This is a genomic window from Paenibacillus melissococcoides (assembly GCA_944800085.1).
Taxonomy (GTDB): Bacteria; Bacillota; Bacilli; order Paenibacillales; family Paenibacillaceae; genus Paenibacillus_B; species Paenibacillus_B melissococcoides.
In genome coordinates this window covers 733494-755070 of sequence record CALYLO010000002.1, presented here as the reverse complement: position 1 = coordinate 755070, position 21577 = coordinate 733494, and the positions used below count along the sequence as shown (strand labels likewise).

The following is a 21577-nucleotide window of genomic DNA, read 5'->3' as shown; positions in this document are numbered from 1 at the left end:
GCCCGATCATCCCGGTAAAAGTCCGGCGCCATCGCCTGACAAAAGTAAAAAAACTCGCGGGAAGCGAGCTCAATAAGGGCATAACGTTTGATTGTCTCCAAGTCAACCATTGCGAATCAACTTCCGTAGTTCGTCGGTGGTCAGGCCCTGAAGCGGGTTCACATCCATACTACCGCTGTGCTCCACCTTGTCCTTGAACATACCAAGATGTCGGCCAATCTTCTCCAGCGCTGACACCTTGTCATGGAGCTTGAAGGCGATGCCTTCCCTCGTGTGCTTAACCTCAGAGATAACCGCACCGTCCACCTGGTCGCTCGGCTTCAGCTCGATCACGTCTTGATAGCCAAACACTGGAACCTCCTCATCGTCCACAGTTTCATAGCCAACCACTGCGCGTTCAGTCCGGAACGAGAGATAGCTTTTAATGTCCGCAAAGCCGATCTTCGCAAGTTCTTGCAATACCCTATCCTGGGTTATCTCCGTCCGCTTCTCTCGTCGTTCCATCGCCTCTTGAATCGCCTTCTGGATGTCTGGTTTTGTCAGGTTCTCCGCCCCTATCTTCCGCGCCGTTTTCGCGCTATACCCCGCCCTGATTGCCGCCTGTGTGGCATTGAGGTCTATCAGGTACTCTTGCACAAATGCCTTCTGCTTGGCCGTCAATGCCATGTTATCAACTCCTTTCGGTGATATGGAAAAGCCGCTGAACTCTGTCAGCGACTCAATTTATAAAGCGCGTATTGATTTAATGACACATTTTCGGCCGCTGCCTTCTCCGCCAAGTGTCGATGTAAGGACTTCGGCATGCGAACAAGGAACTTTCCGCTGTATTCCTCGTCTTCTGGTTCCGGAATAGGATCACCGTACTCCAGCTTTATTTCAATGTGCGTTTTAAATACTTCTTGAAGATCCTTATATGCCTCTTCCCACGTGTTACCGGACGTATGACAGCCATCCAGCTCTTTGACCGATGCCCAATAGCCATCCTCTGTACGCTTTACTTGAAAGGTATATGGCAGGCTCAGGTAATAATTGAGATCCTTTTGCTTTTCCATAATGTTTGGCTTAAGATAGGGGACATAAGGGGAATTACTCCCCCTTATGCTTGTTCAACCTCGTAAGCGCATCTTCCACAGCCTTTGGATGGACTGGATTCTCGCGCTTCACGGTGGTTAAAAGCCCTTGCGCGTTTCGGAAATGATGGTGAGAACCGACTATTCTCACTTCTATGTATCCGGCGTGTTCAAGGGCTTTTTTCACCTCTTGAAAGGTTATCCCTTTTGGTTTCCTCATCATTTTATTGACGAGTTTTTCTATCTTAGCCATGTTTCACCTCCTGTAATTATGATATCACATATAGTATCACATAGTCAAGCAGTGAAAATAGAAAAAGCACCGCGAAGGGTGCTTATTGTTAAAAAACCATATTTTCGTATACTTCTTTTATTTTTGAAATTAGCTCTTCATCACTTTCGACAGGAGGGTAGTCCCTATATACCTCGTCATGTGATTCCAAATGGCTAAGCCACCCTGCCAAAAGTGTGGAGTAGGTACTTGATAAATGGTTTAACCTACTCTTTGCGCCCACATAGCTATTGCCAGCTAGGTAACTTTCTAACCTGACTGCGTATCCATCGCGCAATTCTGCAACCGATCTGAAAGGGATAAGTTTTACTGTTCCATCCCAATCTATTATCAGAACGTTATTCTTGCTATCGTCCCCACTTTTTAATATGTCTCTTAGTTCATCCTTAGTAAACAGCATATTCTTAGGCTTTGTCACACGATGTGCTCTTATATGTATGCTGGGATCTGTTAACCCCTTAGCTCCTCCTACCTTTACCGTTATTCCATCGTCAACTACCCATTCTTCTTTTCTGTGGATATATTCCTCTGCTTCCAGTTTCGAGTTAAAAGTCATATCGTCTTCTTCTAAAATTTTATAAGGTTTTGGGATTGGCCCGAACTTTCCATCTTTCTTAAGCCGATGTGTTTCAATTATTGCTCTTGCAACATTAATAGTAAATTTCATTGTCTCGCCTCCCTTCTTCATTCTTCGACAAAAGAAATGAAAATCCTGCCAATAAGAATACCGCCCCCACAAAGGAGGCGGCTATGGTGAAAGGAGACAATAACGTTAGGTACAATTATTTCACACTACCATAATACCACGGGTAAAACGGGGTTGTCGTCTCGTTCTACTATCGATTTTTTATCATTATTTTCTCATATTTTTATTGGTACAAGGCCGCTAATCAATTTACCATATGCCGCAAGGGCCTGCCGACGCCACTTGTACAGGGTTGGGAGTGATATCCCCATCTCATCTGCGATATCCATCGGCTCTTTAAACTCAATGTACTGAAGGCGAAGTATTCGACCGAACTTACCGCCTAACGTTTCCACAGTGGATTCAAAATACTGCTTCTGTGCTTCGAGCTCCTGCAGCTCGCTTATGCGCTCCAGAACCCCCTCGAAATCGTCCACCTGCCCGCCGCCGCGTGCGTCGATTACCTTTTGGATCTTCCCAGCAAGTTCTTTCAGCAATTTGTCATCCTCCACGTCATTCCCTACGCATTGTCTGACTTCGTTTAGCTGTGCTTGGGTCCCGGCAGGATACCGAGTCAAATAAGCGTGCGCTGTTTGCTCTATTCGCTGTTCATGTTTTGTCAAATACATGTATGACGGTAGCCCTCGTAATTTTTTGTGAAGCTCTTGAAGGCGATCGTCTCCCGCAATGGTCCTTAACAAAATCCCCCCTGTTACGGGGTACGTCTCCAAGACCTTGATCCGCGTTAATAGCCGCTTATATGCAAGCAGCTGCTCTAATGCGTGTTGGTCGGCCGTTTCCTGCTTCGCTAAATTTGTCATTATGAGTCACCCCTGTAATTGAAATTCCCAAGCGCTTGGGATTATGCACTTTTAATCCGCTCTATTCTCGCTTTGACTGCCTGCATAAGGGCCTCCTGGCCGTCTGCCTTTCGCTCCAAGGCTGCTACAGCTTCCTCGTCCATCGTGCCCTCTGCCACCAGCCGCATGACGACGATGCTCCGAGTCTGACCCTGCCGATGGACACGGGCGTTCGCCTGCTGGTCCTCCTCGAGGCTCCATATCTGGTCGTACCAGACCACGGTCTGACAGCTCGACTCCTGCAAGTTGAGGCCATGGCCGGCGCTCTTCGGATGCAGAAGCAGAAGCGGGATCTCGTCGTTGTTCCAGGCCCGGATGTCCTCGTTTCCGTCTTTCCCTTTACGCAATACCCGGGCTTGCGGGAACCGCTCTTGAATCCGGGATAGACTGTGCTGGTAGTTGTAAAACACCATGACCGGCTTGCCCTGCGCCGCCTCGATGATATCCTCCAGTGCCTCCAGCTTGGCGTCATGGATCATCTTAACGCCGCGCTCCTCGTCATAGACGGCACCGGAAGCCATTTGCAGCAGCTTGTTACTCAGCACGGCTGCGGTGCTTGCTACCACGTCAGCGTCGACGTACTCCAGCAGCAGGTCCTCCTCAAGCTTCTCGTAAAGTTCCCTAGCCTTAACCGTCATCTTAACCGGTACGGTCCGGTCGATGCGTTCCGGTAGCTTCAGCCAGTCCTCGGCCTTCATGCTTACTGCGATATCGCTAATTGCCTCGTATATGTGCTGTTCTGACTCCTTTTTCTGCTTCCAGTTGTACACGACATGGCCGCTCCTTTCGCCGGGTGTAAAATACCGTTCGCGATAGCCCGTTATCGTCTTACCAAGGCGCTCACCTTGGTCGAGTAGATAAACCGGGGCCCACAAATCCATAAGGCTGTTCGGTGCCGGTGTTCCAGTCAGGCCGATGACTCGCTTCATCAGCGGCCGGACGCGTCGAAGGGCTTTAAACCTCTTGGCCTGTGGATTTTTAAAACTCGACACCTCGTCAATGACCACCGTATCGAACGGCCACTTGCTGCCATATTCCCCGACCAGCCACTCCACATTCTCGCGATTGATGACGTAGATATCAGCTTCGGCCTTTAATGCCTTCCTCCGTTGCAATGCGGAGCCAAGAACTTTGCTAATGCGTAGGTGTCGAAGATGATCCCACTTCTCAATCTCTCGCGCCCAGGTATCGTCAGCCACGCGCAACGGCGCAATGACCAACACGCGGGCGGCGTCGAAGTAGTCGTTCAACAGCAGGTCGATCGCCGTCAAAGTCGATACCGTTTTCCCAAGACCCATCTCTAGGAACAACGCGATATAAGGTGTATCAAGGATGCGGGACGTCGCATACTCCTGGTACTGGTGCGGCTTATACTTCACTCTCTGCTCACCTCGGCGATGAATCTATCTATGTCATCGTTAGAATCAATCTTGTAAACCTCATGGCCCAACTTCCGCAGCGTCTTTGCCCATTTCTGCTGTAAGGGCTGCAATGGCTTCCCCGGCGCTTTCATTTCGACATATACGGTTCTGCCGCCTGGCAGGATAACAAGCCGGTCAGGCACACCTCGATTCCCGGGACTTACCCATTTCGGGGCCCTCCCGCCTATGCGCTTTACCTCCCGCTCCAGTCGGCGTTCCAGTGTTGACTCTCTCATATCAAACCTCCTAAAATCCGTTGCCGTTTTGCCCTTCACGCACGCGTACTGTTAGAATCGCTATATAGCATAGGGGGCATAGGATCCATATAACCATTAGCCCCTATGCTATTAATAACTCCTTTACTATTAAGGAGATTACGGCAACTTCGGCAACTGTCGCCCGGAACCCTTGGTATGGCTGGTGTCTGGCGGTTGCCGTAATCCGATTTTCCCGGCAACCTATTGGCAACCTCGGCAAATGCTGACGGCAACCTTGGCAACCCCTCGGCAACCATTTACGGCAACCGCTCAAAAACACGCTGGACACCGTATCCTGGAACTTTCGCCTTTCCCGGACGTTCAGCCCATCCTGGGATGCGACGCATGATATCCATGATGTCCTTGCCGTCCCACGGCTTCATATCCCCTCTGCGCTTCCCCAGGCACTCGGTCCATATCTGGGCCGCGCACACACGATCCCGCAGTTGCTCCGTTGGCTCATCCTCCCATTCATCTTCGATAGGAGACTCCAGCCATTCCTGAATGAGTCCTTCACGCGGATCAGACTCCATATGTGCCGCTTGCTGCCGCTCTGCCTCCATGCGGGCCTCGCTGTCCAGCTCCAAGGATTCCCCCGCCTTGAACCAGCTCAAAACCTCCGCCCATATTTGCCGTACCACCTCGTCGGTCAAGTGGTCCCAGTGGCTGTACTCCGCCCGTTCCGGGACAACCTCCACCGGCCAGAAGCGGCGGTTCCCGGTCGCGTCCCTCAGAAAGTCCCGCGTGTTCGTGGTCCCGAAGAAGACGCATTTCCGTGGGAACTCCGACACCTGCCGATCATAGGCCACCCGATACCGGTCTTCTGTCTTGGACAAAAACGCCTTGACCTCTTCGACTTCCGTCCTCTTCATGGCCGACAGCTCGCCAATCTCAAATATCCAGCCGTTCTGCAGATGCTCGCCGGCTTCCTTATTTTCGAACGTCCGCAGGCTGTCGCTAAACCATTCCCGTCCCAGCTTCGCCAGCAGAGAGCTCTTCCCAGCTCCTTGGGGGCCAACAAGCACAAGCATCTGATCAAACTTGCAGCCTGGCCGATACAGCCGGGCCACGGCCGCCAGCAGCATCTTGCGCGTAACCTGCCGCGTGTAATGCGAATCGGCGGCGCCGAGATATGTCACGAATATACGTTCCGCACGCGGCACGCCGTCCCACTCCGTGCTCTCCACGTAAGCCTTGATCGGGTGAAAGGTATTTTTATGAACAACCTCCGTAAAGGCGTTTTGTATGGTCCGGGTTGAATTTATAGTAAATACTTTTGCGAACCAATGCTGGAGCCGCTTATCATCGGCCCCTAGCCACGGCTCATAGAGACGTCCCGGGCGCTCCAGGTTCCGCCACGGCAGCGGCCGCCGGATAACTTCCGAATTGCCGAACGCATCATAAGCGAGCACACCCTTCCAAACGCCGTGAGTCAGGATAAGCTCGACGTTCCCAGCAGTAGGGAGCGGGAAGCCGGTCTTTGGATGACATTCCAACTCGTCTTTCCAGCTGTCGTCCTCCGGCTCCTCTTCCTCCTCGTCAGTACTCGCGAAGTCCTCCGACAGTTCCGCCAGCCGCTCCCGCTTCACTTTCGGATCCTGCGTGGCAAAGGACAGCATGGCCGTATAGCTCGGCAGCTTCGTGACATTCGTCTTCTCGCTGGCCCGATCGTCCAACTGGCCAAACTTGTGCAGCCGGACCAAGTCGAACGCGTTGACCTCCCGTCCGCTTACCGGATCACTCTCATGATGGGAGTAAGCGAACGTGTCATCGTCATAGATGACAAGGCCGCCGTGGCTCGTCGAGCCGACATGTGTATATCGCGATAGGCTATCATCGACCGGCTCATATACGTCTGGCAGAAACGTGGCTATCGCTTCGCTGATGGAGTAGCACCGGCAGAACGCCCCTACTACCCCCTGCTTGGCTCTTGGATCTTCCATCCGCTTGGCCGTCTGCCGCAGCGCCTTATCGCCCTCATGCCGAGGCCACTGAAGCGGGTCATGCCAGTCCTCATATTGCTCCAGAACGCCATCGACACCCAACGGCTCGCCCTCGTAGACCCCCAGCACCGGCTCCGCGTCCTTCGAACATGATGGTAAATACATGAGCCGATGAACGTCGAAGGTCGTCTTGTCAAAGTAATCCATGCCGATATTGTCAGCCAGCTTGCGGCTGACAGCGGCGTATTCGTCCGGGCTCATGGTACGATCAGCAGGCACAATGAGCCTATATTTTGGGTTGTCCGGGCGGTGGCTATGCGTGGAATAGATCACATAGGCAGTCCCGCCCAGGACAAGCTCCACGGCGAAAAGGAAGTCGTCGTCAGCATGGTCAACGTCCAACGTTATCAGGCTGCGAGTGTCGACGTTCTCTTTTTTTCGGCGCCCGCCACGGACGAGGCCGCCGACGAAAGCAGGCCCGTCCTTGACTTTGCCGCGGCCGATATTGTGCATCTTGTCGTATTCCGCCATCGTCTCCCCGGTCCGCCGCACCTTCCGCAGCCGATCGACGAACTCCTCCCACGTCAGATATTCCGGCTTCCAATTCGTATCCGCGCGGTGCTTGCCGAATGATATATCTAGTTCCATGATGCCACCTCAGTCCTTTACAGCCGTTCTTCCATCTTTTTAATGAGGCCACTTACGGCTCCTGTGTACTTCTCGCCTTGTTCTGGCTCCGCTGCTTTTACCTCATCGAGCGCCACGAGCAGCCCCTTAAAGCACTCCACCAGTGCCTCGAAGCGTACCCGGAACTTCATCGTCCCCTCGCTGCTTGACTGAACCGCCTTCTTCCGCAGCTCCTCGAGCTCCTTCTCGACGGCTTCCGGTACCTTCTCCGTCACGGCCACGTCGATCGGCTTCTCCTTCAACTCTTTCTCCAACTGTTTAATCCGGAGTCTGGCCTCCTGAATTTCAGCCTTCAGGCGCGCCTCTTCTTCCTCATCAAAATCCGCCTGCGCTTCCTTCAGCTTCTCGTTGAGCTCCTGCAGGGCTGCGCGCTCCTTCTCCGCCGCCTTCAACTGCTTCTCAAGCTGCTTTTTCTCTTTGATAACCTTCTGTAATTCTCGTGCTGATTTATCCTCATTCTCGGCAGCGACCTGCTCCCGTTCCTCTGCCGGCACTCCGAGTAACGCAAGCGCCTTTGTATAGCTCAAATTTCCAAGCGCTTGCGAATTTGAACCATATTCGTCAGCCAAGCGCATGAAGTTGTTCGCAGTGGACTGGCTGTAGTCAACATTCTCTTTGAGCCAGTTCCCCCATTCTCCATGGGGCACCAGCTCCTTAGCTTCATTCAGTCGCTTGCCGATCTCAACCGCACTACGGAGCACGAGCTCCCTAGCCTGCGCATCGATGCCGCGTATCTCCGCAGCAATGATGGCAGCCGTTCTCGTCGATAGCTGCGTCATACGGCTACCCCCCTGACTTTAATTGCCTTTTTCTTTTTAAGCTTCTCGGAAATGAACCGCTCGACGAAATCCCTTACTTCCGGTGTCATTGAGCAATTTTTACAGCCGCGACACTGAAAAACTTGTCCTCCTGAAACCTCCATCGTATAAAAAGGCTTATCCGGTTCAGAGACCCGGCGTATAAAGAGCAGATCACATTTTCCGTCTGCATAGTTCTTGGCGTAACCTCCGACACAATGGCTTAGTTCTTTCCCTTCTCGGAACAGCTCCACGCTAGTTATTGCTGGCCGAATAACTAACCCGTTATATTCAAATTGATATAACTTATTAAGCTTTTCCAGTCGATTGGCGATCTGGATGTTCAGAGCCCTGTCCTCTTTATACTTCACTTTCTCGAGCGTCTTCTGATGCGCCGAATGAAGGTCATTCGGGTAACATACCGCTTGAGATGCCATATCCATCCCAAGCTTCTTGCAGTCGGAAAGATAATCTTTCCAGTCACGCAATACAGAAGATGCGCTGGAGTAATATTTACTAGCTCCCGGCCGTTCCAATTGCTTGAGTATATATTTAATGGCTTGATTGACAGTATGGGAAATACCCAATGACTTGAGGCTGTCCTGATTCTCTTCGAATGTAAGGTCTCTAAGCTTGTTTGCTTGGTCAAATGAAACATTTATACCTTTCTTTCTATAAAATCGGTAGCTATGAAGCATCAAAGGTATGTTTGTAGCGTTGACGGTTCGCATCTCCCGAATCTCTTGCTTAGAGAGCTTGAGCACTTTCTCCATTGTTGCACCCCGCCAGTTAATGGCCTTGTAGGTATAGTGACCGTTAATTTTCGTCTCAATAAGACTCGATAGACCCGACTTAACAAGATACTCTGTGCATGGATATTTCGCGGCCAGCGCAAAAAATTTCACAAGATCCGTTCTCGGCTCGCCTGCACGGCGTTCATAATAAAACAATCCACAATAGTCCACCTCACCTTCACGCCGGTGAGTCAACATTTCCTCCCAACCGCTGTATTGAAACGGTGTCCCGTGAACGGCCTCGCGAACATTTTCCTTATCTAAATAGAATGGGGGCCGCCTCATAGCATTTGACAGTTCAGTGATGATAGAGCTCGGGCTATAAAAATGATTGCCCCAAGGATGGCGTCGCCTCATATGAGCTTCGCCGAAGCGAGCCTTTCCTTTTGCTTTTGGATCCCCAGGAATAAAAAGATATTCCGCTTGCACATAAAACTGCGTATTGACTTCCCTATAATCTCCTGTGTAATCCCGCTTTACATATATGCCGTGAGCTACTAGTGCCTTGGAATTAATAAGTGACTTGTCATACCAGACTAAATAAGCATCATCAACTAACCGGCTTCTTCCTCTACCGCTGGCCTTAACCGTACAGAACGATCCGCACTTCTCGCACATCTCCGTTTTACCGTGGCGAAAACCTTTGGTCAGGTACTCCTTCCTGCAATGTGTACAATATCCGTATTGGAAACCGCCCACTCGACGAGTGAAGATATATCGGCTATCTCGTAAAGCCACATCAACAACATAAGTGTTTAACTCATCGCTAATCTGCTTAGGTAGGTGGGCTTCAAAATCTTTTGACATGTCCGCCCCTCCTTACTTCAAGAGCTCATCAAGATCGACATCGAAGTCATCAACGACAGGCGTCTCCACTTTTGCCGGGGCCACTGGCACGACCGAGGCCGCGTCTGTCGACTTAATGCCGTAATACTCGAACACAACGGCGAAGCCTTCCTGCGGTGTAAGCATGGCGACGTTGCCTTTACGCTTCTTCTCGGCAGCTTTGCGCATGGCTTCCAGACTCTTCGCGATCGTCTTATCCTTGACCATGACCTTCTCCGCATCGCCAGGGTGCGCCTCGATATGGTCAAGCAGGTATTGGCCGACAAATTGCACATAATCGTTATCCTTGGTTCCGTCCATCTCGGCCCTGAGCTTCGCTTTCGCTTGTTCTAGCATCCCGAGTCCTCCTCTAATGCAAATTCCAGATATTTGGCCGCCTTCTGCAGGTCTTCCTTGCCGTTCTTCCAGCGGGCCCGGCTGACATATTTCAACACGTTCCCCTTGCAATACCCCTGAAACTCCTCCGGAGTCAGCTTGGCCCGAATATAGTCGATCGTTTCAATTCCACCTGATGTGTAGTGCGATGGGTGATTCACCGGGTCGTTATCGCCGCCGAATATCTTTTCAGCAGCACCAGCCAACTGCCGCTCCAGTTCTTCCGCTCGCCGCTTCCAGTTGAATACATCCTCTTCAACCTCAGCAACACGCCGTTTATCTTCGTTCATTGCTCCTCCCCCTAGTCCTTTTTTTGATAGAAGTCACATTCAAAGCCGGCTGCCTTGAGCGGCAGTCCTGGCGCCCAATCAATCGGCCGCCCCATTATCTCCGTAACATGCTCCACCGAACCTGTCCCGATCGGCACTTCTAGCACAACCTCGTCATGTACATGTAGCGAAATAACATAATTTTCACTGTCCAGCCGCAGCAAACTTTCGGCGAGGCAGTCGCGCGCAATGGCCTGCACCAGATTCTCCACCAGCGTTCCGCCCCAGGTCCGCTGGGTGACCATCTTTCCCTGTTTATCTGGCGCCTTAAACGTAAGTCCTTCTTTCCCGTCAAATTTCGGATCAGGTTTAATAGCTGGTGAAGGGTAAGCCAAACTGTGCCCGCTTGGCAAATCGGCAAACAGAACTCCTGACTTATAGCGATACTGAACGCCGTGAGCTAACTTGACAGTGGATTTCGTCCGCACCGCCTCCATTGCGGCCTCCTCAGCTCTATACCAAAGCTTCCGGATGTTTGGATTGGCCTCCCGCCACTGCCTCACCAGTCTCGGATATTCTTCTGCAGGGATCTCCCTCTTTTTGTCCATACTGGCCAGAGCAGGCGCGCCGCCGCCGAATCCACAGGCCAGCGTCGCCACCTTCCCTGGCGGCCGATATTTGTAATTCTCATGGCCTTTGACAATCGTCTCGAAAGGGATGCCAAACATTCGGGCCGCCGTTGCTTCGTATATCTTGCCGTGCCCTTTAAATACTTCAAGCACCCAGTCCTCGTCCGCCAACCAGGCGATTACGCGTGCCTCAATCGCAGAAAAGTCCGAAACAATAAACCGGCACCCTTCTGCGGGGAGCAATGCCGTCCGGATAAGTTCAGATAGCACGAACGGTATTCGGCCATACATCAATTCCATCCACTCGTAGTCCCCGGCTTTTAATGCCTCGCGCGCTTCGGCTAAATCCGCCAAATGGTTTTGGGGCAGATTATGCATTTGCACGCGACGTCCTGCCCACCGCCAGGTCCGACTGGCACCGCAGTATTGCAGGATCCCCCGCACCCGTTCGTCAACACACATACTGAGCTCCATCGCATTGTATTTGCCGACGGACGTCTTACCCATCTCTTGGCGAACTTTCAGCATTCTCTTCGTGCTTTCGTTTGGCGCCGCCTTGAGTAGATCGGGCATATAATCCTTGTTCATCGACTCAATCTGCATGCCTTGGCTTGCAAACCAAGTTTTCAACTGCACCAAACTATTCGGATTTTCGAGCCCCGTCAGCTCCTTTGCTTCCTGCAGTAGCTGCTCCGTATATTGCACCGAGCACTCAATAGCCCGACTGACAAGCTGCGAGTCGATGCGAACCCCACGGTCATTGATTACCTGGTCCAGTGCCCAGATGCGCCACTCGCGTTCTGGAACCGGGAAGCGCTCCAGTCTGCGGCGCACCTCGCGTTCAACAACAACATCTTGCTGGTTGTATTCGATATATTGCTGCCACTTCTCCGGATCATGATGCGGATGATTACGCAGCCGGCCGCCGTTCACTTTCGTAGGTTTACATGGAGAACTGAAATACCTAATCAGGCTTTTGCCTCGACTATCCTTCTGCTCATCCAACCCTAATGCAATCGAAGCTTTTTCGAGAGTCCCAGGGAGTCCAAGCGTGTAAGCATGCGCCATCGAACACCGCCACCAATGAGGATCGCAATCGATGCCGATGTGCTTCGCTATGGCCGTGCGCTCGAATGCGGCATTCCAAGCGGTTTTTATCACGTCCGATTGAAGCGCTTGAATGACATCCTTGGGTAAATCCTCGAAGTCCGTTAAATCAATGACGGTGACAGGGTCATCGTCAAAGGCAAAAGCGAACAACAAGATTTCAAAGTCTGGAGCCTCAACATACCGATGCACGCCGGATTTTTTTAGATCAATGGAAGAGTAGGTCTCGACATCTATCTGAAGAACAGTCATGGCTGACTCCTCCCAAAAATATTGATAGGAAAGGGGATCCATTGCTGAATCCCCTAAAAATGCGCTAGCCCAAAAAATCCTCGTCATCATCAATGTCATCATCGATGTCGAAATCCTCATCACCGAAATCATCATTAACGCTGCTGCGGCCGCCCAAGAAGTCGCCGTCTTGCACCTTCACGATGTTGTTCAAGCCAGCAGCGATCCCCTTATTCCCTTTCGTGTCGAAAAGATAGAAGTTGACAGACACCTTAGCGTAGCAGCCGCTATAAACCTCTGTTGTGTCAGTAATCTCCTGAAACTTCGTTTTTCCATCGGAGCCTTTCCCGAGCGGCTTGGCAATACCCGGTTTGTTCTTGCTAGATGCGTTGAAGAAATAATGGCCAGCATAAGCCTCGTCATCCGGGCGTTCCTCATCCCCATCCCGAAGCGGTGTATGGAATTTAGCCGGAAGTTTCCCGTTATACTTCGCTTTTGCCTGCTCTTTCAGCAGGTCGGTAGCGGCCTTAATTTTGCGCAGTGTCTCCTTATCATCTTTTGGGATCAAAATCGAAACGCTATATTTCGGGTCTCCCCCGTCAACAGATTGCGGTTCCCAAACATTCGCATAGCTCAGACGTACCTTGCCCGTAATTACCTTTGTTGATTGGTTATCAATTGTCATTTGCACATTTCCCCTTTTCATTGATTTGAAAGTTGCTACAGGCCATTTGCCTGAAGTCATCATGTCTACGTGGTAATCCGCTATTTCACCCATTAGCTACACCTCAAACCCCACGTCGGCAAACTCATCTTCCAAGCTGTTCAACTCCGCGCGTGGGTCCGTCTCCGGAACAAGCACTGGTTTACCGGGCGGCTTAATAATCAGTTCGTCCAGGAGCTTTGCCAGCTCTTTCTTGCCGATCCGTTTCTCCAGCTCGCCGATGCCGCGAAGCTCCCGCGGTTTGAGATATTTGTCCGGCTCCAAGTTCGCCTCTTCAAGAGTCTTCCAAGCTACGTCTTTGTCAGAAATGACCCTATTGCTCCGGCCTTCAACAAGCTTCCATTGCGGGATCCGCTTCCCAACTTTCGCCTGTTCGAAGGCATAGTCAGCGACATCCTTCGCCCACGCTTGCAACTGCTCGGCAACAAAAAGAATCGATCCGATTTCTTCATTAGAAAGCAATGCCGGATCCTGAAACTCGTAAACCAACGCCTTCATGTTCTCATCAGCACGGGCTCGGCAGTTCCCTTTCACCTTGCACCAGCGGCAGTGGCTGCCTGCCTTAAATCCCCCCTCGCCGGCGTAGGCCAGCGCCGCAGCAGGCTTGACCACAATCTCCGCCCACTCTATTAGTTCATCAATAGGCATGGTATCCGTGCTGACGCTATCCAGGCGCGGCTGCACAATGGTCATGCAGACCTCTTTAATGTCATAGAGCCAGCTGTGAGCAGACCAGGCGCCAAGGCCGTACAGTCGAAGCTGCGCGTTACCGACTGCGCTGACGGGCACCCCTTTGCCGTATTTTAGGTCAATAACTTCAAGTACACCATCCGATATCAGGACCACGTCACCTGTGCCGTAGCCCATCGGTACCCACTCGGTGAAGTCTAGGCGTTCCTCCAACAGCACAACGGCGTCGGAGCTACGGGCCTTCGCCTCCATGAAGCGTTCCTCTACAAGCTCAATGTAATCCTGGACAGCATTCTCCATCTCTGGCCCGTAATACTCGTTCGTCTTGAATTTCTCTATCGCTGCATCGAGCCGCCGCCGCTCCGCCGAGTTACAAGGGATGATGCGGCGGCGCAGCTTCAATTCTGAAAGCTCATGCGCCGCTGTCCCCTCGTCCGCGTACTCGCTGCGCTTATCGGGAATCTTCTCGCACAGCCGGGCACTCGGCGGGCAGTTGATCCATCGCTCCGCTCCGGATGCACTCAGCAGAGCGTGGGCCCGTTCAACATGCGCCGGCTGTGTCATAGTGCTTTCAATCGTGCCAGGAACGCCGCCCGCTGCTCTTCCGGCACTGCGGTAATGTTCTTACTGCCGAACTCGTCAAGCAGAGCCTTTACGGCTTTCTTCCCTTCTGCCGTCTTGCCCTTAGCAGCAGCGACCTCTCGCAGTTCCTCTACAGTAGGGATCCCTTCTTCCCCATCGATGCCTTCCTCTTCGGTGACATCCGGCTTTTCTGGTTCCTCTTGCTTCTTCGCCGCCTCCGCTTTTGCGGTGCGCTGGCGCTTTGGCTTCTCCTCTTGAACCGGGACCGCTTCGAAGGTGGATACCTTTTGTCCCGAGATAGCTGCAGCTAAGACAGACAACTCCTGAATGGATTCGGCAGCATCGGCGCCGTTGATTGTGATTTGTACAGGCATGATAAGTCCTCCTATGATAAAATGATGAAGTGTGATACAATGGCGGTGAAAAATGTGTTTCGTGTGCAGCTCCGCGCGGCTCCTACCCCGCAAGGAGCTGTTTTCATTTTCTAGAATGTCTTTAGCCCGTAGGTATTGCCGGCGGTACATCTCGCGAGCCTGGCTGCATTGTGCCGTATCCCGCAGCTGTAGCAAGTTGCCCAGACTACGAAGGCGTTGCTTTCTCGACATGTCCTCTTACCTCCTTATCAGAATTAGAAGGATAACCGCACTCCTTTGTCGAATAATGGAAGTTGTCGAGACTACCAATATTAAGAAGGAGGTTTTTTGCGTTGGAAAAGAATGTCGTCACACCAAAAGACTTTGCTTTGGCTGTCGTCAGTGCAAACCCCGTAGACGGGGATACGCCTGAAGAGAAGGCCAAAAATGCGTTGGAATTGTATCTTGCAGCTAAAGCAGTTGTAAATGAACACAATTCACAAGTAAAAAATCGTCAAGCCAAGGCATATTTAGATTCCAATTAATCAAACATCGCTTGAGTGAGCTTTACTACAAAGTAGAGCTCCTCATCCGTCCATCCTTTTTCCTGAACAAATTTAAAGAACTCCTCAATGTTCTTTAAGGTCTTCTCAGGATGAACATAAGCTTCTACATCACGGTTGAACATGCCCCATCTCACCTCCTTATCAGAATCTGAAGCCCATTTCCTAGGCCTCAACTGTTGCCCAGGTCAAAAATGGGCATTTGCTTGGGTCGATATACTCCAGCATGTATCTTTCAGAGCCAGGTGGTCCAGCAGCTCGTCAGGAATCGGCATCAGGCTCGCCTCCTCCGACATCAATCTCCTTGCCAGCAATCACGATGGTTACCTTGGTACGCTGGATCATGTGATCCACCGAGCAACACAGGTCAGATCCTACTTTCCAAGCTACCTGGCCGTAATAGATTTCCTGTCCACATATTGGACAATGGTCGATGACTTCCTTATTAGTGCTCAAGTCCAATCCTCCCCTCAAAAAATGTCCATTTTGGACTGGAGCTTATCGATCCGGCTGCATATATCATGCTGCCAATCGGTATCGCCCATTTCATATGCATGCAGGCTCAACTGCTTGAGGCCGTCCAACTGCTGAATCAGGTCATAATTGGCCTGCATGCAGTTGATCATCTCCAGCTTTTCAAGGTCAGTCCATGGACGCCGCTTCTGTGCCAGGTGGAGCTCCGCCATCCGGCGGTGTACCGGGTGGATACCGATTTTGATGTCGGTCATGGTAATTCTCCTTTCTCTATGCACCGCTGCTCATACTCCAGCACCCATTCACGGCGGTAACGATACTCCTGACCTTCTTTGTAAAAGCGGATATCTCCGTTTTTAGACCGTCGCCGTATCGTCCATGTGCTGCGCTGAAAATACGCTGCAACGTCCTTGAGTTTAAGGACGGCCGGTAAGCTTGTCGGTAGCTCTGTCACTGTGCATACCTCCTCTCATGATGCGCTAATGAGCTGTAACAGATCGTCAAACTTGCTCGCATAGTAGTGCGGTTGAGTCTCTCGCGGGTTAACCGGGCTAATGATGTTCTTCCCATAAATCAATCCGTCATCGGTCAACGATTTAAATGTCTTGACTCTGCCATTGCTTGATGGCCGTTCCCTCTCTTCCAACAAGCCACGCTGAATTAATAAGGTGTTGAACTTGGCGGCCCCAAACGGTGCACCGTGCTTTTTCAGTAAAACCGTAGCCGATTCCGTGACATCCTCATTGACCGCATAGGCAGGTAATGGGACGTTGAGATGATGCACTTTAGCAAAGTCGCCCATCAGCTTCAGTTTCCCGCTTTCCGGCAGCCGGAGTATATTGGCGGCTGCCTCAAGGAACATCATCTCCTTCCGGAAGTGCAGCGTATCTACTGTTTCCCTAGCCGGGTGGGACTGCTCTGCATCCAGTAGGTAGCTCCTTACTGTCTGCGCAATGATGCTGTCCCGTAAGAGCATTCCGATGCGGAGGACTGCCCGCCGTGGGATGACAGTGAAGGCCGATGCCGTTTTTCCAATTAAACCCATGTCCTTGTAGGACTTCAGTTCATTTCCCATCAATACCCGCAACCCGTCAGACTCCAATTCACTTCTGTTATCTTTGATACAAGAATTTATTGCTTCTTTGCCTACTTCGTAATACTCCGCTGCCATGTCTATGCTTACGTTCATGTCGTCCGGCAACATGGCCAACTTCTTCACCTTGTCCAATACGTCTGTACGGTCAATGACTGATTCCCGCAGTGTCTTGCTTTCGATTAATGCCAGTTGATTCATTTGCCCGTCTCTTCCTTTCTTTCTTTTGTGCATACCGCATTCTCGAATCCATTTTTTTATAAAGCTGTCTCCATCTCTTCCAACTGACATCCCCCGGCTCTTTTACCCAAGCAGGATTTTGTGGATGGAATACTATCGAGGTGCCAGCCCTTTCAGCCATTCTAAGTAAACATTCCTTTTTAACTTTCATACTTGCCTCCCTTTTTTACTTTAAGTTAAACTATGCCGATGATGGGACGCGGATAACATCTAGGTCTACATCATATAACTTAGCTAGAGCGTAAATAACCAACTCTTTTGGTTCAGCGTGCCCGCCCTCCCATTTCATAACGGTTTGGCGCGAAACACCGAGTTTATCGGCTACATCTTGCTGAGTCATTCCCGCGTTGATCCTCAATGCCTCCAGCGATAATTGCAAGGACATTGTTTCACCTCCATTCGCCTTACCTGTAGCACCACTATATTTCACTTTAAGTTAATTGTCAATACTTATAAAGTAATAATTTTCCCTATAGTTAAGTTCTCATGTTTACTTTTTTTACTTTTGGTATATACTATATATAAAATCGGAGGGGATTATATTGAAAAGTGCAAGAGAAATCTTAGCCGAAAATTTACAGCGGCTCATAGACAGTAAAAGAATTGATCAAAGGGTTTTAGCGGAACACCTTGGAGTTAGCGACTCTGCTGTATCCCAATGGCTGAGCGGTGATAAGTATCCACGTATAGACAAGATCCAGAAGATTGCCGATTTCTTCAATGTCCCAAAGTCTAGATTAACAGAGGAACAGCCATCTAACCTCATCCATGCGACCCCTAAGACCGTACGCATTCCTCTTTTGGGGGTGATCGCATGTGGAGTGCCGATCTTGGCCGAGGAAAACGTTGCCGAATACATATACGAATCACCTGACCGGCTCCCAAGTGGAAATTTATTTTATCTGCGAGCTAAAGGTACGAGCATGGAGCCGACCATCCCCGACGGTTCTCTTGTACTTATCAGAGAGCAGCCGGAAGTTGAACCTGGTGAGATCGCCGCTGTGCTTGTCAACGGCGATACTGAAGCGACACTCAAGCGCATCAAGCGCCAGGGAGAGATAGTGATTTTGATGCCAGACAACCTAGAGCACGAGCCGATTATAATTACACCGGACAACCCGATCCGAATTATCGGGCGTGCTATCCAGTTCACGCAGACCCTGTGATCAGCGCTTTCCAGCCGCAAGGCTGTTTACATATACCTATCAATAGAACATAAGTTCGTAAAGGAGGGAAAGATATGCCAAAGGAAAAGAAGAAGAAGCTACCGCCTGGGGTTCGCGAGCGGAACGGCCGGTATACTTATCGGTACAGCGTTCCCGTCATCGTAAATGGAAAAAAGAAACGGAAACAGAAGGAGACAGAATCCTATCCAACGGCACAGGAGGCGTATGAGGCTGGAATACAAATAAAAGCAGACCAGATACGCGGGAAACTGGTCGATGAGAAGGATATCACTTTAGAGAAGTGGGGAGAGCGTTGGCTTGAGGATTACACACTCCTAAATGATCCAAGTAAGCACACAATACGTAACAAAAAAACTACAATTAATTCGTTAAAAAAACATCTCGGGGAACATACAAAAATCAAGGATATATCGGGCGATGATTATCAACGATGGCTAAACAATCTTAAAAAAGATGGACGAAAAGAAGGGACGCTTAAAGATTACCACAGTGATGCATGCATGATTTTTGGCGATGCGGTACGAAAGAAAATAATAACTAATGATCCGACGGAAGAAGCGAAGGTACCAGCATATAAACAGACGCTGGAGGAAATCGAAGCCGGGGAAACCATGTTACCGAAATACTTAGAGAAAGAGCAATTAAAGCACTTTTTGAACTTTGTACGATTTCGGGGGAATCCCCAGGATTACAACATTTTCGTTGTCCTTGCCTACACTGGCTTGCGTATCGGTGAGTTGTTAGCATTGAAAGTAAGCGATTTCCACGAAAAGGAGCGATATCTTTCAATCACTAAAACACTTACCGTTTTAACCAGTGTAAAAAAATACGAACTCGGGCCGCCTAAAAATCCATCGTCCATCCGAAAGGTGACCATAGGAGACACAGTTATTAAAGTCATAAAGTCACAATTGGCCTGGCGAGAACAGAAGGAGAAAGACGGGGAAGTTATCCATGACGGAGGCTTCATATTTTGGAGTATAAAATATCCGGGGTATCCTGGTAGCGTAAATGCGATAGAGTATCGATTTTCGCGCCTGCTTGAAGCTGCTGGGCTGCCGTCATCTCTCACTCCACACAGTTTACGGCATACCCATGTCACGTTGCTTGCCGAAGCAGGGGAGCAACTGGCAGTAATCCAGGAGAGGTTAGGCCATAAAAATGACGACATTACAAGACGGGTTTACTTGCATGTAACCGAGGGGCAGAAAAAACTTGTTCCGGACAGGTTCGAGCTGGTTATGAATTCATAAGGAGGACGGTTGTGGGTAACTTGTGGGTAACCCTTCATCCGTCCCTCCTCGAAATCCGCGCCATTTCAACGTTTTTTCTCATATTCTTGAATTTGCATACGGAATTGAACTCGGTCTGAAATCCCATCCGTCCCCGCTCCTTTGCGTTATAGTCTCTCTATTATTGAACCATGATGGAAGGGGATGCAGCAACCGGGCAATCACCGGCCGTCCCGAGGAGATCCCTACATGATGTTCGCCATGGCAGCGAAAGAGCTGGCCAAATTCGCAAATCCATGGATGAACCAGCTTGGAAGGATCGAGCCGCCCGGCATGAATGAATTGACTTCATCGTAAACCCTCCTCTCTTACTTATGTCCGTATGCACCAGATTCATCAGGTGCGGCAGAGTCCTCTTGTCCGTGCTTGAAGGGGCCTGCCCCGCAGCCGGGACAATAGTCCCAGGAAGGATGAAGCGGGTTCCGGCACCGCTCGCAAAGCCGTCCGCGTTCCGTTCCGCAGCGGGGACAATAGAGTTGATCGTCAGTCAACAAGCGGCCGCAGTTGCGGCATGGAATGGAAGCGTGATCCGCGGCTTCGCTCCGGCTGCGGGCCACAAAATATAAGATGACTCCGATCAGGTTCGGCACGTATACCGCAATCGTCATCCACAGCCACGGATCCATGCCGTGCCGGGCGGCATCTTTATATATGAATCTTCCAATAATGAGCACCAGCGCCGCCATGGCCAGAATCGCTCCCGGGAACAGGACATAGGCCAACAAATGTTCACCGGCCCGCGACATCTCCGCAATGCCGAACGCGCCGAGGCCGATTGGCAAATATCGCGACGATCGCCGTGATCGCAATAAATAAGCGCTTCGTTCTCATGAGCAATCCCTCCTTGTTCCAGAGCGATTTACAGAAGGGTTCAGCATGCCTGCCCCCCATATCACCACCGCATTGATCGCGGTAATCATGGCGTACCCCAGCATTCCCCACTCGATCCAGTGCCACTGAGGCATGAGGTGCGCGAGATAAACCCCATAACCAAGCACGCTTAACAGCAGAGACGCGATAAGAACCGGCGTCACGGATCCAGCTCGAATCCGCTCCCGCGTGCGCAACATTACATGCGGAGGAACCTGCGCTTGTTCTCGCCCCATTTCCCGGAGAATATTCTCAATCTCCGTCTCTTTCACGTTCTGCCGCCTCCACTTCTCTTTTCAATGCTTTCTTCGCCGAATTCACCCGGGATTTGACTGTCCCCTCCGGGATGCGCAATATCTCGGCCGCTTCCTGGTAAGTGCACTCCTCGAAACAGTACAGCACGAGGAGAATGCGATGCTCATCCATTACGCCTGACCTCCTCTTTCGTTCGCCGCAACGTACTGATTTATGATAAATAAAAATCCCCTTGCCAATCACGCTCCGTGACCGCAAAGGGACTTACTATCCTGGGAACTCTTAAATATTTTGCGCGTAACGCTCGTCGGGCGTTTTCGTCAAAACTACATACAGGCTGGATACCCCGTCTGCTCCGTTGCGAAAAGAGAAGCTCTCATCGCCAGTGATATGAATGACATCCCCTGCCGCTGCCGCCGTTTCCGTCCCATCGCAGATTACGGTGCCCGCCCCGTCAACAACGAGAATATAGACGTTGGCGCCCGGATGATTATGCGTCGGAAGCTCGGCTCCCGGACTAAAATTCAACATGAAAATGACATTTTCCGCTTCCTTGTGAATAATGCGCTTCGTAAATTTATGGTCCTGATATTCTTGATACTGGGCCAGATTACTCTTTTGCATCTCCTATCACTCTCCTGTTAAGTTGTTTTTTAAATTCCTGTTCAAAAAGGCCGGTTTCCTCTCAAAAACGAATTTCATACTCGCAGCAATCGTCGCCCGCCTTCCAGATCACAGACCATATGGCCTTCCATTTCCGGCAGCCCTTCGCAAAAACAGTCCTTCACGGCAACGTGCATTTTGTGCTCGTCCTCCAGCACGATTTGCGGATCTCCGATTTTTAATTCGCGAAACAAAGCAAACAGCTCCTCCAACGAATGAACGGGTAAGCTTTCGTCAAACGAAAACTCTTGCACAACACGTGCTTTATCCATAACGACACCGCCTCTTCATAACTGGTGGATGTGAATTTACTTCTAGTATATTGAAC

Annotated in this window: 30 protein-coding genes; 3 read left to right on the top strand and 27 right to left on the bottom strand. The window is 50.7% G+C overall.

Annotation, left to right across the window (positions count from 1 at the left end):
* Positions 1-102 precede the first annotated feature (102 nt).
* The 16 genes from OCY70_RS11630 to OCY70_RS11555 all read right to left on the bottom strand — a co-directional run bounded on the left by OCY70_RS11630 (position 103) and on the right by OCY70_RS11555 (position 14633).
* On the bottom strand, positions 103-666 hold the full coding sequence (locus OCY70_RS11630) for a terminase small subunit (RefSeq protein ID WP_261945126.1): 564 nt from the start codon (positions 664-666) through the stop codon (positions 103-105).
* Positions 667-710: 44 nt separating this feature from the next.
* On the bottom strand, positions 711-1052 hold the full coding sequence (locus OCY70_RS11625; RefSeq protein ID WP_213429985.1) for a type II toxin-antitoxin system HicB family antitoxin: 342 nt from the start codon (positions 1050-1052) through the stop codon (positions 711-713).
* A gap of 34 nt (positions 1053-1086) precedes the next feature.
* Positions 1087-1323, bottom strand: coding sequence for a type II toxin-antitoxin system HicA family toxin (locus tag OCY70_RS11620; protein ID WP_213429984.1), 237 nt, complete (start codon positions 1321-1323; stop codon positions 1087-1089).
* 88 nt (positions 1324-1411) lie between these two features.
* A complete protein-coding gene (locus tag OCY70_RS11615) occupies positions 1412-2029 on the bottom strand; it encodes a hypothetical protein (protein WP_249725452.1) in 618 nt (205 codons plus the stop codon).
* A 194-nt stretch (positions 2030-2223) separates the two neighbouring features.
* A complete protein-coding gene (locus tag OCY70_RS11610; protein WP_213429983.1) occupies positions 2224-2868 on the bottom strand; it encodes a DUF1492 domain-containing protein in 645 nt (214 codons plus the stop codon).
* 41 nt (positions 2869-2909) lie between these two features.
* Positions 2910-4286 (bottom strand): DEAD/DEAH box helicase, encoded by a 1377-nt coding sequence (locus tag OCY70_RS11605; protein WP_213429982.1) that lies wholly within the window; start codon positions 4284-4286, stop codon positions 2910-2912.
* Positions 4283-4564, bottom strand: a complete 282-nt coding sequence (locus tag OCY70_RS11600) for a VRR-NUC domain-containing protein (RefSeq protein WP_213429981.1) — start codon at positions 4562-4564, stop codon at positions 4283-4285. The genes OCY70_RS11605 and OCY70_RS11600 overlap by 4 nt, the downstream gene beginning before the upstream one ends.
* A gap of 278 nt (positions 4565-4842) precedes the next feature.
* Positions 4843-7176: a virulence-associated E family protein gene (locus OCY70_RS11595; protein ID WP_213429980.1), complete on the bottom strand. Its 2334-nt coding sequence runs from the start codon at positions 7174-7176 to the stop codon at positions 4843-4845.
* Positions 7177-7193: 17 nt separating this feature from the next.
* A complete protein-coding gene (locus OCY70_RS11590) occupies positions 7194-7994 on the bottom strand; it encodes a DUF3102 domain-containing protein (RefSeq protein ID WP_213429979.1) in 801 nt (266 codons plus the stop codon).
* Positions 7991-9613: a PcfJ domain-containing protein gene (locus OCY70_RS11585; RefSeq protein WP_213429978.1), complete on the bottom strand. Its 1623-nt coding sequence runs from the start codon at positions 9611-9613 to the stop codon at positions 7991-7993. Before OCY70_RS11585 ends, OCY70_RS11590 begins: the two co-directional genes overlap by 4 nt.
* Before the next feature lie 12 nt (positions 9614-9625).
* Positions 9626-9988 carry a hypothetical protein gene (locus OCY70_RS11580; protein ID WP_213429977.1) on the bottom strand — a complete coding sequence of 121 codons (363 nt, stop codon included), beginning with the start codon at positions 9986-9988 and terminating at the stop codon, positions 9626-9628.
* Positions 9982-10317, bottom strand: coding sequence for a DUF3310 domain-containing protein (locus OCY70_RS11575; protein WP_213429976.1), 336 nt, complete (start codon positions 10315-10317; stop codon positions 9982-9984). The genes OCY70_RS11580 and OCY70_RS11575 overlap by 7 nt, the downstream gene beginning before the upstream one ends.
* An 11-nt stretch (positions 10318-10328) precedes the next feature.
* On the bottom strand, positions 10329-12284 hold the full coding sequence (locus OCY70_RS11570; RefSeq protein WP_213430000.1) for a DNA polymerase: 1956 nt from the start codon (positions 12282-12284) through the stop codon (positions 10329-10331).
* A gap of 64 nt (positions 12285-12348) precedes the next feature.
* Positions 12349-12948 (bottom strand): DUF2815 family protein, encoded by a 600-nt coding sequence (locus OCY70_RS11565; RefSeq protein ID WP_213429999.1) that lies wholly within the window; start codon positions 12946-12948, stop codon positions 12349-12351.
* A 96-nt stretch (positions 12949-13044) separates the two neighbouring features.
* Positions 13045-14241 (bottom strand): DUF2800 domain-containing protein, encoded by a 1197-nt coding sequence (locus tag OCY70_RS11560; RefSeq protein ID WP_213429975.1) that lies wholly within the window; start codon positions 14239-14241, stop codon positions 13045-13047.
* Positions 14238-14633 carry a hypothetical protein gene (locus OCY70_RS11555; protein ID WP_213429974.1) on the bottom strand — a complete coding sequence of 132 codons (396 nt, stop codon included), beginning with the start codon at positions 14631-14633 and terminating at the stop codon, positions 14238-14240. Before OCY70_RS11555 ends, OCY70_RS11560 begins: the two co-directional genes overlap by 4 nt.
* A 332-nt stretch (positions 14634-14965) precedes the next feature.
* Here OCY70_RS11555 and OCY70_RS11550 point away from each other — a divergent pair, with 332 nt between their 5' ends.
* Positions 14966-15157: a hypothetical protein gene (locus OCY70_RS11550; protein ID WP_213431513.1), complete on the top strand. Its 192-nt coding sequence runs from the start codon at positions 14966-14968 to the stop codon at positions 15155-15157.
* Here OCY70_RS11550 and OCY70_RS11545 read toward each other — a convergent pair.
* From OCY70_RS11545 to OCY70_RS11520, 6 genes are all read right to left on the bottom strand, one after another.
* On the bottom strand, positions 15154-15300 hold the full coding sequence (locus tag OCY70_RS11545) for a hypothetical protein (protein ID WP_213431514.1): 147 nt from the start codon (positions 15298-15300) through the stop codon (positions 15154-15156). The genes OCY70_RS11550 and OCY70_RS11545 overlap by 4 nt on opposite strands.
* A 136-nt stretch (positions 15301-15436) precedes the next feature.
* Positions 15437-15631 carry a hypothetical protein gene (locus OCY70_RS11540; protein ID WP_213431515.1) on the bottom strand — a complete coding sequence of 65 codons (195 nt, stop codon included), beginning with the start codon at positions 15629-15631 and terminating at the stop codon, positions 15437-15439.
* A gap of 14 nt (positions 15632-15645) precedes the next feature.
* Positions 15646-15903, bottom strand: a complete 258-nt coding sequence (locus OCY70_RS11535; RefSeq protein WP_261944866.1) for a DUF7667 family protein — start codon at positions 15901-15903, stop codon at positions 15646-15648.
* Complete coding sequence (locus OCY70_RS11530; protein WP_213431559.1) at positions 15900-16103, bottom strand: helix-turn-helix domain-containing protein; 204 nt, start codon at positions 16101-16103, stop codon at positions 15900-15902. The genes OCY70_RS11535 and OCY70_RS11530 overlap by 4 nt, the downstream gene beginning before the upstream one ends.
* Before the next feature lie 15 nt (positions 16104-16118).
* Positions 16119-16943, bottom strand: a complete 825-nt coding sequence (locus OCY70_RS11525) for a hypothetical protein (protein ID WP_005548364.1) — start codon at positions 16941-16943, stop codon at positions 16119-16121.
* Positions 16944-17163: 220 nt separating this feature from the next.
* Entirely contained in the window at positions 17164-17367 is a 204-nt protein-coding gene (locus tag OCY70_RS11520) for a helix-turn-helix transcriptional regulator (RefSeq protein ID WP_213430387.1), read from the bottom strand.
* Between the two features lie 151 nt (positions 17368-17518).
* Between OCY70_RS11520 and OCY70_RS11515 the strand changes: the two genes are divergently transcribed.
* Both OCY70_RS11515 and OCY70_RS11510 read left to right on the top strand, forming a co-directional pair.
* Positions 17519-18148: a LexA family protein gene (locus OCY70_RS11515; RefSeq protein WP_213430389.1), complete on the top strand. Its 630-nt coding sequence runs from the start codon at positions 17519-17521 to the stop codon at positions 18146-18148.
* 74 nt (positions 18149-18222) lie between these two features.
* The gene (locus OCY70_RS11510) at positions 18223-19422 is read left to right on the top strand and encodes a tyrosine-type recombinase/integrase (RefSeq protein ID WP_213430386.1); all 1200 of its coding nucleotides are present in this window, start codon (positions 18223-18225) and stop codon (positions 19420-19422) included.
* Positions 19423-19769: 347 nt separating this feature from the next.
* Here OCY70_RS11510 and OCY70_RS11505 read toward each other — a convergent pair whose 3' ends face one another.
* The 5 genes from OCY70_RS11505 to OCY70_RS11485 form a co-directional block, all read right to left on the bottom strand.
* Positions 19770-20270 carry a zinc ribbon domain-containing protein gene (locus OCY70_RS11505; RefSeq protein WP_213430385.1) on the bottom strand — a complete coding sequence of 167 codons (501 nt, stop codon included), beginning with the start codon at positions 20268-20270 and terminating at the stop codon, positions 19770-19772.
* 18 nt (positions 20271-20288) lie between these two features.
* Positions 20289-20603: a hypothetical protein gene (locus tag OCY70_RS11500; protein ID WP_213430384.1), complete on the bottom strand. Its 315-nt coding sequence runs from the start codon at positions 20601-20603 to the stop codon at positions 20289-20291.
* Complete coding sequence (locus tag OCY70_RS11495) at positions 20584-20757, bottom strand: sigma factor-like helix-turn-helix DNA-binding protein (protein WP_213430383.1); 174 nt, start codon at positions 20755-20757, stop codon at positions 20584-20586. Before OCY70_RS11495 ends, OCY70_RS11500 begins: the two co-directional genes overlap by 20 nt.
* A 111-nt stretch (positions 20758-20868) precedes the next feature.
* Complete coding sequence (locus OCY70_RS11490; protein WP_213430382.1) at positions 20869-21210, bottom strand: cupin domain-containing protein; 342 nt, start codon at positions 21208-21210, stop codon at positions 20869-20871.
* A 74-nt stretch (positions 21211-21284) separates the two neighbouring features.
* Positions 21285-21521, bottom strand: a complete 237-nt coding sequence (locus OCY70_RS11485; protein WP_249725519.1) for a hypothetical protein — start codon at positions 21519-21521, stop codon at positions 21285-21287.
* Between the last annotated feature and the right edge of the window lie 56 nt (positions 21522-21577).

Bases quoted from the DNA above. Each gene is read 5' to 3' on its own strand.
- OCY70_RS11630 (WP_261945126.1), bottom strand. From the start codon at position 666: ATGGCATTGACGGCCAAGCAGAAGGCATTTGTGCAAGAGTACCTGATA.
- OCY70_RS11625 (WP_213429985.1), bottom strand. From the start codon at position 1,052: ATGGAAAAGCAAAAGGATCTCAATTATTACCTGAGCCTGCCATATACC.
- OCY70_RS11620 (WP_213429984.1), bottom strand. From the start codon at position 1,323: ATGGCTAAGATAGAAAAACTCGTCAATAAAATGATGAGGAAACCAAAA.
- OCY70_RS11615 (WP_249725452.1), bottom strand. From the start codon at position 2,029: ATGAAATTTACTATTAATGTTGCAAGAGCAATAATTGAAACACATCGG.
- OCY70_RS11610 (WP_213429983.1), bottom strand. From the start codon at position 2,868: ATGACAAATTTAGCGAAGCAGGAAACGGCCGACCAACACGCATTAGAG.
- OCY70_RS11600 (WP_213429981.1), bottom strand. From the start codon at position 4,564: ATGAGAGAGTCAACACTGGAACGCCGACTGGAGCGGGAGGTAAAGCGC.
- OCY70_RS11595 (WP_213429980.1), bottom strand. From the start codon at position 7,176: ATGGAACTAGATATATCATTCGGCAAGCACCGCGCGGATACGAATTGG.
- OCY70_RS11590 (WP_213429979.1), bottom strand. From the start codon at position 7,994: ATGACGCAGCTATCGACGAGAACGGCTGCCATCATTGCTGCGGAGATA.
- OCY70_RS11585 (WP_213429978.1), bottom strand. From the start codon at position 9,613: ATGTCAAAAGATTTTGAAGCCCACCTACCTAAGCAGATTAGCGATGAG.
- OCY70_RS11580 (WP_213429977.1), bottom strand. From the start codon at position 9,988: ATGCTAGAACAAGCGAAAGCGAAGCTCAGGGCCGAGATGGACGGAACC.
- OCY70_RS11575 (WP_213429976.1), bottom strand. From the start codon at position 10,317: ATGAACGAAGATAAACGGCGTGTTGCTGAGGTTGAAGAGGATGTATTC.
- OCY70_RS11570 (WP_213430000.1), bottom strand. From the start codon at position 12,284: ATGACTGTTCTTCAGATAGATGTCGAGACCTACTCTTCCATTGATCTA.
- OCY70_RS11565 (WP_213429999.1), bottom strand. From the start codon at position 12,948: ATGACAATTGATAACCAATCAACAAAGGTAATTACGGGCAAGGTACGT.
- OCY70_RS11560 (WP_213429975.1), bottom strand. From the start codon at position 14,241: ATGACACAGCCGGCGCATGTTGAACGGGCCCACGCTCTGCTGAGTGCA.
- OCY70_RS11555 (WP_213429974.1), bottom strand. From the start codon at position 14,633: ATGCCTGTACAAATCACAATCAACGGCGCCGATGCTGCCGAATCCATT.
- OCY70_RS11545 (WP_213431514.1), bottom strand. From the start codon at position 15,300: ATGTTCAACCGTGATGTAGAAGCTTATGTTCATCCTGAGAAGACCTTA.
- OCY70_RS11535 (WP_261944866.1), bottom strand. From the start codon at position 15,903: ATGACCGACATCAAAATCGGTATCCACCCGGTACACCGCCGGATGGCG.
- OCY70_RS11525 (WP_005548364.1), bottom strand. From the start codon at position 16,943: ATGAATCAACTGGCATTAATCGAAAGCAAGACACTGCGGGAATCAGTC.
- OCY70_RS11520 (WP_213430387.1), bottom strand. From the start codon at position 17,367: ATGTCCTTGCAATTATCGCTGGAGGCATTGAGGATCAACGCGGGAATG.
- OCY70_RS11510 (WP_213430386.1), top strand. From the start codon at position 18,223: ATGCCAAAGGAAAAGAAGAAGAAGCTACCGCCTGGGGTTCGCGAGCGG.
- OCY70_RS11495 (WP_213430383.1), bottom strand. From the start codon at position 20,757: ATGGATGAGCATCGCATTCTCCTCGTGCTGTACTGTTTCGAGGAGTGC.
- OCY70_RS11490 (WP_213430382.1), bottom strand. From the start codon at position 21,210: ATGCAAAAGAGTAATCTGGCCCAGTATCAAGAATATCAGGACCATAAA.
- OCY70_RS11485 (WP_249725519.1), bottom strand. From the start codon at position 21,521: ATGGATAAAGCACGTGTTGTGCAAGAGTTTTCGTTTGACGAAAGCTTA.